Source organism: Hyphomicrobium sp. (assembly GCF_041674905.1).
Lineage (GTDB): Bacteria > Pseudomonadota > Alphaproteobacteria > Rhizobiales > Hyphomicrobiaceae > Hyphomicrobium_B.
Genome location: NZ_JBAYUV010000030.1, coordinates 35684 through 46047 on the forward strand (window position 1 = coordinate 35684; position 10364 = coordinate 46047).

Consider the following 10364-nt stretch of genomic DNA (forward strand, 5'->3'; position numbering starts at 1 on the left):
AACCTCGTGGATTCTACGCAGACACCTAACCTTGACCGCCGCAGGCTGAATGCGGCGCCAAAACAACGGTCAACTGCTGATGAACCCCCACAGCTCAACGAGCTGTTAAACTGTGTCACGCAAATGCGGCAACAACAAGAAACCTGCGGCGAAAAATAGACCGATTTTGAGTATTTCGTTGTTATAATTCAATTATATACAGTCAACGAAGCTGGCCACGACGCGCTTTGTCGAGCCGTCATCAAAATTGATCGTCAGTTTATTTCCATCGACGAGCGTCACCGTCCCATCGCCGAATTTCTCATGGCGGACACGGGTTCCGTTGCGGAAATTCGGGGCGTTGGCCGTCGATGTCGCAACCAGCTCGCCTTCGAGCGTGATCGGTGTCCGGGCGCGTTTTTTCGTATCGCGACCGCTGCTCCAGGATTGTTGAGCGCGTTGCCAGCCGGGCGTCTTGTAATTGGAGCCGAAGGGTTCGGAACCGGCCGCGCGGTCGAAACGGCTTGGTCCGAACGGATTGCCGTAACCGTAGGTTGCGCGTCCGCCATAGGGCATCTCGCTTTCGATCACGTCGACGGTCGCCTCGGGCAGCTCGTCGACAAATCGCGACGGCAGCGCCGATTGATAGAGGCCGTGGGTGCGCCGGTTCTGCGCGAACGAAATCTTGGCGCGGCGGCGGGCGCGCGTCAGGCCGACGTAGGCCAAGCGGCGCTCTTCCTCGAGACCCGCCTTGCCGCTTTCATCGAGCGCGCGCTGATGCGGGAAAAGTCCTTCCTCCCAGCCTGGCAGGAATACGATGCCGAATTCCAGGCCCTTGGCGGCGTGCAGCGTCATCAGCGAAACGCGATCGCCGTCGTTGCCCTGATCGGCATCCATGACCAGAGAGACGTGCTCAAGGAAGCCCTGCAGCGTTTCGAAATCGTGCATGAAGCGCACGAGTTCCTTGAGGTTTTCGAGGCGCGTTTGCGCCTGCGGGCTTTTATCGGCCTGCCACATCGCGGTGTAGCCCGACTCGTCAAGTACAAGCTCGGCGAGGTCGGTGTGGCGCATGTGATCGAGGTTGCCGCGCCAGCGTTCGAAGGCCTGCATCAGGTCGCTAAGCGATTTGCGTGCCTTGCCTGAGAGTTCGTCGGTTTCGACGATCTCGCGCGCCGCGAGATAGAGCGAAACTCCCTGGGCGCGCGCAAGCTCGTGGATGCGCTTGATGCTGGTATCGCCAAGGCCGCGCTTCGGGACGTTGACGATGCGTTCGAACTTCAAATCATTGGCGGAGTTGGCGATTACGTCGAAATAGGCGATCGCGTCCTTGATCTCCTGGCGCTCGTAGAAGCGCGGGCCGCCGATGACGCGATACGGCAGGCCGAGCGTGATGAAACGGTCTTCTATGGCGCGCATCTGGGACGATGCCCGCACCAGAACGGCGATGTCGTTGAGCTTTTCGTGCGTGCGTTGAAATTGCTCGATGTCTTCGCCGATGGCGCGCGCCTCGGCCTCGTCGTCCCAGAAGTTCGCGACCCCGATTTTGGAACCGGCGGACCCGTCAGTGAACAGCGTCTTGCCGAGACGTCCGGCGTTCTTGGCGATCAGGCCCGAGGCGGCGGCCAGGATGTTCGCCGTCGAGCGATAGTTGCGTTCAAGCCGGATCACCTTGGCGCCGGGAAAGTCTTTGTCAAAGCGCAGGATGTTGTCGACCTCGGCGCCACGCCAGCCGTAGATCGACTGATCGTCATCGCCGACGCAGCAGATATTCGGGCAGCCTTGCGCTAAGAGCCGCAGCCACAGGTACTGTGCGACGTTGGTATCCTGGTATTCGTCGACGAGAATGTAGCGGAAGCGGCGATGATAGTCGGCGAGAACGTCGGGATGCTCGCGGAAGAGCCGCAGGCATTCGAGCAGCAGATCGCCGAAGTCGCAGGCGTTGAGGTCTTTGAGGCGCGCCTGATAGGCGGCGTAAAGGGCGGCGCCCTTGCCTGCGGCGAACGAGAACGATTCACCGCCTGGAACTTTGTCGGGCGTCAGTCCGCGATTTTTCCAGCCGTCGATCAGACCGGCGAGTTGGCGGGCGGGCCAGCGGTCCTTATCGAGGCCCGCCGCCGCAATCACCTGCTTCAGCAGCCGGACCTGATCGTCGGTGTCGAGGATCGTGAAGCCGGACTTCAGGCCGACGAGTTCTGCGTGACGGCGCAGAATTTTGACGCCGATCGAATGGAAAGTGCCGAGCCACGACATGCCTTCGAGCGAGCCGCCGATCAGTCCGCCGATACGGTCGCGCATCTCGCGCGCCGCCTTGTTCGTGAAGGTCACGGCCAAAATCTGTGACGGATAGGCTTTCCCGGCTGCCAGGATGTGGGCGATGCGGGTCGTCAGTACGCGGGTTTTTCCCGTGCCCGCGCCGGCCAGTACGAGCAGCGGGCCGTCCGTCGTTTCGACGGCTTCGCGTTGCTCGGGATTGAGGCCGTCGAGATACGTCGGCGCGCCGCGCGCAGCCTGGATGGCACGCGCCGAGATCGATTGGATTTCGTCGGAACGATGGTTCTGCTGAGCTGGAGCGTTCGCTGTTCCAGGAGCTTGCGGCAGGTCGAACGGCGGATCGTCGTCAGCCGGCAACTCCGGGCCCATGTCGGCGTTCGGCTTGCGAGTCGAAGTCATGTGGACTGACCTAAACCACCGGGGCTGATCCTACAACTGGCGCGTCCCGGTGACGCGCGCCGCGGTCACAGCAAACGGCTAATCGATCACAAATTGCTCAAACGCCTGGAATGAAGCCAAATTTCGGGTTCAGACTAACGCTGCTCCGTGCCATATAGATGCGCATGGTGGCGTGTATTTCAATCTGATCGCCGGGCGTGCCCGCAATCGTCGTGCGGGGGCACCAAGAGACGTTCATGAACAACGGGCTTCTATTTTTCGGCGGGCTCCTCGTCCTCGTTCTATCCGCGCTTTTCGCGGTGCCTTCGTTTGTCGATTGGAACGGCTACCGTGGTGTCTTCGAGGAAGAAGCATCCAAGGTTCTGGGGCGCGACGTGCGCGTCGGCGGCGCGGTCAACCTGCGCTTTCTGCCAGCGCCCTACGTTCAATTCGACAAGATCCGTATCGCCAATGTGACTGGGCAAACCGGCGAACCGTTCGTCAGGGCCGATAGCTTCAAGATGTGGCTCTCGGCTTCGGCGCTGTTGCGCGGCGTTCTGGAAGCTAGCGAAATTGAACTCAGCAAACCGGTGCTGACGCTAGTGACCGACAAAGCCGGTGGCGGCAACTGGTCCAACATCACACTGCGATCCGCCGATCTTCCGTTCGTGCCACGCGAGCTGGCGCTCCGGTCGGTCCGGCTGAGCGACGGCACCATTTCGCTCTACAACGCGACGACCGACCGCGTCGCCCATGTTGACAACATCAACGGCGAACTGTCGGCGGAGGGCTTGACCGGACCGTTCCGCTTCAAGGGCAATGCATCGTGGCTCGGTGCCGCGCACGGCCTTGCGTTCGCGACGGAGGCGCCGGCACGCGACGGATCGTTCGGCCTGAAGATCTCGGCGCGATCGACGGGCTCTCCCGATGTCTACCTTCTCAACGGACACGTTTCGGATCTCGCCAGCAACCCGTCCTTCAAAGGCGAGTGGACCGGCACGGTGACGATGCCGGCTTATGAAGCCGCAGCGGACCAATCCGATGCGAGCAAGGGCGACGCAACGCTGCTCGATCTCAAGGCCGACGTTGCGGGCGACCTGTCGGGAGCGCATTTCGATAATGTCACGCTGTCGCTCAACGCTGGCGCCGAGCCCCAGATGATCACCGGCTCGGCCGTTGCGTCGTGGGCGGCACCGGCGCGGCTTGATCTGAAGCTCGCGTCCAAGTGGCTCGACATCGACCGGCTTGCGGGAGCGGGACAAGGCAGTGCCTCGTTTTCGAAACTGAAAGAACTCGGCATCGGCCTGATGCAGTCCGTTGCGGGCGACAGCACGGCGAGCACGAAGATCAATCTCGAGCAGGTGAAGATCGGCGGCGAAACGGCCGGCGGTCTCGATATCGATGCCGATCGCACGGGCAATGTCACGCACGTCAACAATTTCAACATCAGCCTGCCGGGTGGATCGCGCCTCGATCTCGCGGGTGATCTGAAGACGGGTACGGACGGAAAGCACAGCTTCTCCGGCGATCTCTTCGTCGGCGGTTCGAGTCTCGCCCGCCTCAAAGCGTGGGCCGGAAAATCGGGCGTGCCGATCGATATCACGTCGGATGGGCCGTTTTCGCTCAGCGGGAAGGTCGACATCGACGCGACGCGCTTTTCGATCGCGGAAGCCTCGGGCAATATTTCGGGGCGCGCGTTTTCTGGCGATCTGGCCATTGCCAACGGCGCCCGCGTGCGCACGGACCTGACGCTGCAGGCAGCCGAACTCGATACGAAAGAGATCTTCCCCGAAACGGCGAGTGCGCTCGAAGCCGCGCTTCGAAAGACGCTGGGGCTTGCCTCGCAGGATTCGGAAAAGGGACAGCCGGGCGAAGAACGTTCTCAGGACGTGCGATTGCGCGTCATTGCCGGTCGCCTGACGGATCACGGTCAAAAGTATCGCGACGTCGATGTGACGTTTGAAACCGAGGCCAAGGAAATCCGTCTGCCCGCCGCGAAGTTGACGATGGAGAGCGGGCTGAGGATTTCGCTCGAAGGGCGCGTGAAAAAGAACGATAGCGGGCCTTTCGGAACGCTTGCCTATGATGTCGTCGCCGCGACGCCCGATGCGATGAGCGACCTCGTCCGCCGGACCGGTCTGGCGCTGCAGTTTGGAGACGAACGCTTCAAGGGGCTGCAGAACGCGAAGCTTGCCGGTCTCGTAACGCTCGGGCGACGCGCACCTCAGGCCAGCGACGTGACCTTCGATGGCACGCTGAACGGGTCGCGCTTTGCCGGGTCGGCGAATTTCGACGGCGGTTTCGGCGCTTGGCGCACAGGGCCGAGCCAAGTGCAGGCAAGCCTCGCCGCTCCGTCGTTGCACGCGCTGCTGACGATGCTGACGCAGGATCGGCGCACGGCGCAGGCAGATGACGGTGGACCTGCAGAAGCGTCGCTGATCTCCGCAGGCATTCTTTCGGCCGGTGCCAAGACCCGGATCGAGGTTCGGGGTAACGGGCTCGACGTGGCGTTCTCCGGCAATGCGACTTGGGGCGACGCTACCGGGTCGGAGAAGTCCGCTTTGGCGCTCAACGGCGCGGCGGACGTCAAGGCTGACGATCTCACCGATGTGCTGGCGATCGCCGGGCTTTCGCTGCCTGCCGGATCGGCGACGGTCGCGACGCATGGGACGCTGGATATCGCTCGCGGCGACGGAAACTGGTCCATCGCTGCGCGCGATCTGATGCTGGGAACGTCGACGGTAACGGCATTTCTCAATTTGAAAGCCGGGGACGACGGGCGCCGTCATATCGAAGGTAAGATCGGCGCGGATCGCGTGGCCATCGAGTCGCTTGTCGCCGCGCTGACCGACAAATCGTCCATGCCGCCGGACAGCGGAGATAAGGATGCAACGGCGGATGGCGCGGCCGCCGTGGAATGGCATTCCGTCTGGCCGAGCGGCGTTTTCAATTTCGCCGCGCTGAACGGCAGCGATGCCGACATCCACGTCAGCTTCGGTTCGCTGTCGCTCGGCGGCGATCTGGCGACGCGCGACGGTAAGATGAAACTCGCGATCGCGCCGGGAAAAATCACGATCCGCGATCTTTCCGCGGCTGCGGCCGGAGGCAAGCTCGTCGGCCAGCTCAGTCTCGACAAAGCTTCGAACGGTGTGAAGCTCGTCAGCGAGCTGAAGCTCGAGCAGGCGAAGCTCTCGTCCTTCAGCCCGTCGGCTCGGGGTGCGGCGACGTTCGAACTCAACGGTGAGGCAACGGCGCAAAGTCCCGCCGGTTTGATTGCCGTGTTGTCGGGCAAAGGGCGCGTGGCGCTCGAGGATGCGGCGGTGCATGGACCGGCTCCAGCGGCCCTGACGGACATCGTCGACACGGTGCTTCGCGGCAAAATGCAGAACGACGTGCGTCCCGTTTCGACGGCGTTCCTGGCGTCGCTTTCGACGTCGGAGGTTTCGCTTGGAAGCCGCGAGGTCGCGATGGTGCTGGCGGACGGGTCGATCAAATTCGAAACGCTGGCGCTTGAATCGAAGGACGGCAAACTCGAAGCGACGGTCTCCACCGATCTGACGTCGCTCAAGGTGAGCGCGGCCCTCCAGGTGACGCCGACGCTCAGACCGCTGGCCCGGCCGGACATCGCCTTGCCGGGATGGAAGCCTGCCCAGCCCAAGGCGCCGTTGCCGCCTGCGATCGTTCTTTACGACGGCCCGCTGGACAATCTCGCGATCATGAAGTCGAGCGTCGATGTCGGCGATCTGCAGCGTGAGCTATCCGTGCGCATTGTGGAACGTAACGTCGAAGAACTCGAACTGTCTCGTCGTGTCGATGAGGAGCGCGTGCGGCTCGAAAAGGAACGCCGCAAGGCGCTGGAAGCACAGCGCGGCCAGGCGGCGAAAAAACAAACCGAGACGTTGCCGCCCATCATACCGCAATCCGCGGGTACCGAGGATGGTGGACCGTCCGGCGGCAATACCGCGCAACCAGATGCTAGCTCCGGTCCGCCCGTGAACGGACCGCAAACGGGCGCGCAGGATGGCTCGAATGCGACCGGATCGGGGTCGTCAAGCTCTGGTGGCTTCGGCGAACAGAAGATCACGATCGAACCGATTCCCGGGTCCGACGCGGATGGCGTGGCGGCGCAAAGCTCGACGGGGCAGATCGATCCCGAGACAGGACTTCCGATCCCGAACAAGGATGCGGGCGCTGTTCGTTCGACAACGTCGACACGTCCCGCTCAGCGGCCACGCGAGAAGCGGCGGACGTCGTCAGACGAAGTGATGAAGCAGCTCGGCGGGTTCCCCTAGGCAGCTCAGCAGCGCTAGAGCCTTTCCGCTTTTCGTTGAATCGCGGATCGGCTCCAGGTCTTTATTTTGTCGTGCTTCTTATGGGAAAACCGGTTCCCACTTTTCCGGAAGCCCTCTATTCCCGGGCGTTTTCCGCGGCACGCGTTTCAAGACGCTTCAAGATCCATACACGGACCGCGCTAGATAATCCGGCGCCGCCGCGATCCTTGTCGATCGCATTGATCAGGCCCGCGAGCGTCAGGCCGTCTTCGGCGGCTGCAATCTTCAGGGCGGACCAGAACGCGGACTCGAGCGAAATCGACGTGCGATGGCCCTGAATTGAAAACGAACGCTTTTCAGGCCGCATCAGGATGCGTTGCTGGGCCCGGTGTCGTCGTCATCGTCGGACCGGCGGTGCGATGCGTCGAGATCGCTCTGCCATTTGCGGGTTCTTGCCTCGAACAGATTGCGCTCGGATTTCGTCTGTCCGTATTTGATCCGGTTTTCCTGAGCGTCGCGCTCGCGGTTGGCGCGCTCGCGGGCTTTGCGGACCTTGTTGAGATTGACGATCTCTGCGGTCATAAAAATGCACTCCGCCACGAGTGCCAAAGCGGCACTCTGAACTTCATGCATTTTATGTTCAGGAATGCGAAGGCGTCAAACCCTCGCTTTCATCCGTATGCGCAATTGGCTTTTAGTCGGGGCTGATCATCTTCTCGGGCCGCACGATCTCGTCGAACTCCTTGTCGGTGACGTAGCCGCCGCCGACGGCCTCATCACGCAGCGTCGTGCCTTTCTTGTGTGCGGTTTTCGCAATCTTGGCGGCGTTGTCGTAACCGATTTTCGGCGCCAATGCCGTCACAAGCATTAACGAGCGTTCGAGACCGGCTTTGATGTTGTCCTCGCGCGGCTCGATGCCGACGACGCAGTTGTCGGTAAAGGAGACTGCCGCGTCTGCGATCAAGCGCACGGATTGCAGGAAGTTGTAGGCCATGACGGGGTTATAGACGTTGAGTTCAAAATGGCCCTGGCTTCCGGCGAATGATAGTGCGGCCTGGTTGCCGAACACCTGGACGCAGACCTGGGTCAGAGCTTCGCACTGGGTCGGGTTGACCTTGCCCGGCATGATCGAGGAGCCGGGCTCGTTTTCGGGCAGCGCCAGCTCGCCCAATCCGGAGCGGGGGCCGGAGCCAAGCAGGCGGACGTCGTTGGCGATCTTGAACAGCGAGACGGCGACGGTGTTGATGGCGCCATGCGAGAAGACCATCGCGTCGTGGGCTGCAAGGGCTTCGAATTTGTTCGGCGCCGACGTGAAGGGCAGCTTGGTGATGGCCGCGACGCGTTCGGCGACTTTCTCGGCAAAGCCTTTCGGCGCGTTAAGTCCGGTGCCGACGGCGGTGCCGCCCTGGGCGAGCTGCATCAGCGCGGGCAGCGTCAATTCAATCCGCGCGATGCCGTTCTCGACCTGCTGCGCGTAGCCCGAGAATTCCTGGCCGAGCGTCAGGGGCGTTGCGTCCTGCGTATGCGTGCGGCCGATCTTGATGATGTGCGACCAGGCTTCGGCCTTGTCATGCAGCGCCTTGTGCAGCTTGCGCAGCGCCGGAAGCAGGCGGTGGACGACTTCCTCCGAGCACGCGATGTGCATCGCCGTTGGATAGGTGTCGTTCGACGACTGGCTCATGTTGACGTGATCGTTGGGATGGACGGGCTTCTTCGAGCCCATCTCGCCGCCGAGCATTTCGATGGCGCGGTTCGAAATGACTTCGTTGGCATTCATGTTCGACTGCGTGCCGGAGCCAGTCTGCCAGACGACGAGCGGGAAGTGGTCGTCGAGCTTGCCATCGATGACTTCCTGCGCAGCCTTTACGACGGCGTCGCCGACCTTGGGATCGAGCCGGTTGAGCGCCATGTTGGTTTCGGCGGCGGCGCGCTTGATGACGCCGAGTGCGCGGACGATCGCGGCGGGCTGCTTCTCCCAGCCGATCTTGAAATTGCCGAGGCTGCGCTGAGCCTGCGCGCCCCAATAGCGGTCGGCGGCAACTTCAACCGGGCCGAAGGTGTCTGTCTCTGTGCGCGTCTTGGTCATCTGCTCGGGTTCCGGTGATGGTCGTGAACGAAATTTTCTGCTTCGTCGCGCATGAGAGGCGGTTTGTCGAGGTTTTTCATGTGTCGCCGGGGTGGAGCGCGGGAGTTGCCGCGCATGTGGGGCGGATAATGCTGGTTGTCGGAGACGGCCGCCTTCGCGGCCGTGACGATAAGGGGGCGTGCCTCTCTTTGCTCGGCATTGCCGACTCTCCTTCGTTGAGCCGGCCTGCAATGCCAATATCGTGTCTTCGACAAGTTTTTGCGCGGATCTCCGGCCTTCAACGCGGCTTCGCCGCGCTCGGCCGAGGATGATGAAGGAACAAGCGCGACCGGCTGGTTCTCCGTACGTCTGACCAGCGCCTCCAGCTGACTCCACGATGATACGCAAACCAAACGGCATACGCGACCGGTGGCCGGCTTGCGGAAGGCATGACCAGCACCTGCGGCCGGCTCTGCGAAGCAGAGTCGGAGGTGCAATCAAAAGAGTGCGTAATCAAACAAAGGGACAGGACGGCGCAGCCTCGCTCTTTGCAGATGGATTAGGGATGCGGACCACGCCGCCCTGTGCATGCCAACTCTCCGCCTCGGCCCCGGCCCGTACGTCCAGCGCCTCTCGTATGAGTGCGGACTGCTTTCGCAAGCGATCCTTGAGCCGTCGAACCCGCCATCCGCCCCCGCATCTCCTTTCGAGCGGCGTTTCACCGCGCCGCCTCCTAAGAGGCCCGTGCGCGGCAGGCAGAGAACCCGCGGCATACCGATTTCTCCGCGCGGCCCCGCATGCTCTCACCACTCATGTCTCGCGGCACGAGCTCATGCCCTTGGTCAGCGTGGTGCGATGCGCGGGAGTATGCGAGCGCGGGTGGGCGCGGGGAAAATTCAGGACGGGAAATCCGTGCGGATGGTTAGCGGGACCGATTTGTATCGGCGAAGGCCCGGAAACCGAATTATTTGACGATTTCCTTGCGCAATATGATCTGGCGCGATCGTAGAAATTCCGTAATCTGCGTTCCGGCGCGGGGTATTGCGAGGGCAGGAGCCTGCACGATGCCGGAAAAATCAGCCCCAAGAAAAGGCATAGTTGTTAGCGCGATCGTTTTCGGTTGGTCGTTTGCCGTAGCGGTCGGTTCCTCTACGGCGGTCAAGGCCCAGACGATAAACCCGCAGGAAGCGCACGACATCGCCGTCAACGCGTACCTGTATTTCTATTCCCCCGTGACGATGGATTTGACTCGTAAGCAGCTAACGAACACCGCGCCGGGTAAAGGATCCATTGGTGGTCCGATGAATACCTTCGCCAACATAGACGCCTACCCTTCCGCCGATATGCGGGCTGTCGTCCGGCCCAATTTCGATACGCTCTATTCGAGCGCGTGGCTCGAC

6 protein-coding genes are annotated in these 10364 nt (G+C 62.1%); 2 read left to right on the top strand and 4 right to left on the bottom strand.

The window, feature by feature from the left end; translation table 11 throughout:
- Nucleotides 1-192 precede the first annotated feature (192 nt).
- Nucleotides 193-2649 carry an ATP-dependent helicase gene (locus WC026_RS12345; protein ID WP_372711286.1) on the bottom strand — a complete coding sequence of 819 codons (2457 nt, stop codon included), beginning with the start codon at nucleotides 2647-2649 and terminating at the stop codon, nucleotides 193-195.
- 236 nt (nucleotides 2650-2885) lie between these two features.
- On the opposite strand from WC026_RS12345, the gene WC026_RS12350 reads away from it, so the two are divergent.
- Nucleotides 2886-6920 (top strand): AsmA family protein, encoded by a 4035-nt coding sequence (locus WC026_RS12350; protein ID WP_372711287.1) that lies wholly within the window; start codon nucleotides 2886-2888, stop codon nucleotides 6918-6920.
- A 115-nt stretch (nucleotides 6921-7035) separates the two neighbouring features.
- On the opposite strand, the gene WC026_RS12355 is transcribed toward WC026_RS12350, so the two are convergent.
- The 3 genes from WC026_RS12355 to fumC all read right to left on the bottom strand — a co-directional run bounded on the left by WC026_RS12355 (nucleotide 7036) and on the right by fumC (nucleotide 8985).
- Nucleotides 7036-7266 (bottom strand): ribbon-helix-helix domain-containing protein, encoded by a 231-nt coding sequence (locus tag WC026_RS12355; RefSeq protein ID WP_372711288.1) that lies wholly within the window; start codon nucleotides 7264-7266, stop codon nucleotides 7036-7038.
- On the bottom strand, nucleotides 7266-7481 hold the full coding sequence (locus WC026_RS12360) for a DUF4169 family protein (protein ID WP_372711289.1): 216 nt from the start codon (nucleotides 7479-7481) through the stop codon (nucleotides 7266-7268). The genes WC026_RS12355 and WC026_RS12360 overlap by 1 nt, the downstream gene beginning before the upstream one ends.
- A 112-nt stretch (nucleotides 7482-7593) precedes the next feature.
- Nucleotides 7594-8985 (bottom strand): class II fumarate hydratase, encoded by a 1392-nt coding sequence (gene fumC, locus WC026_RS12365; protein WP_372711290.1) that lies wholly within the window; start codon nucleotides 8983-8985, stop codon nucleotides 7594-7596.
- Between the two features lie 1043 nt (nucleotides 8986-10028).
- Between fumC and WC026_RS12370 the strand changes: the two genes are divergently transcribed.
- On the top strand, nucleotides 10029-10364 hold a 336-nt coding region (locus WC026_RS12370; RefSeq protein ID WP_372711291.1), incomplete at its 3' end, for a DUF1254 domain-containing protein.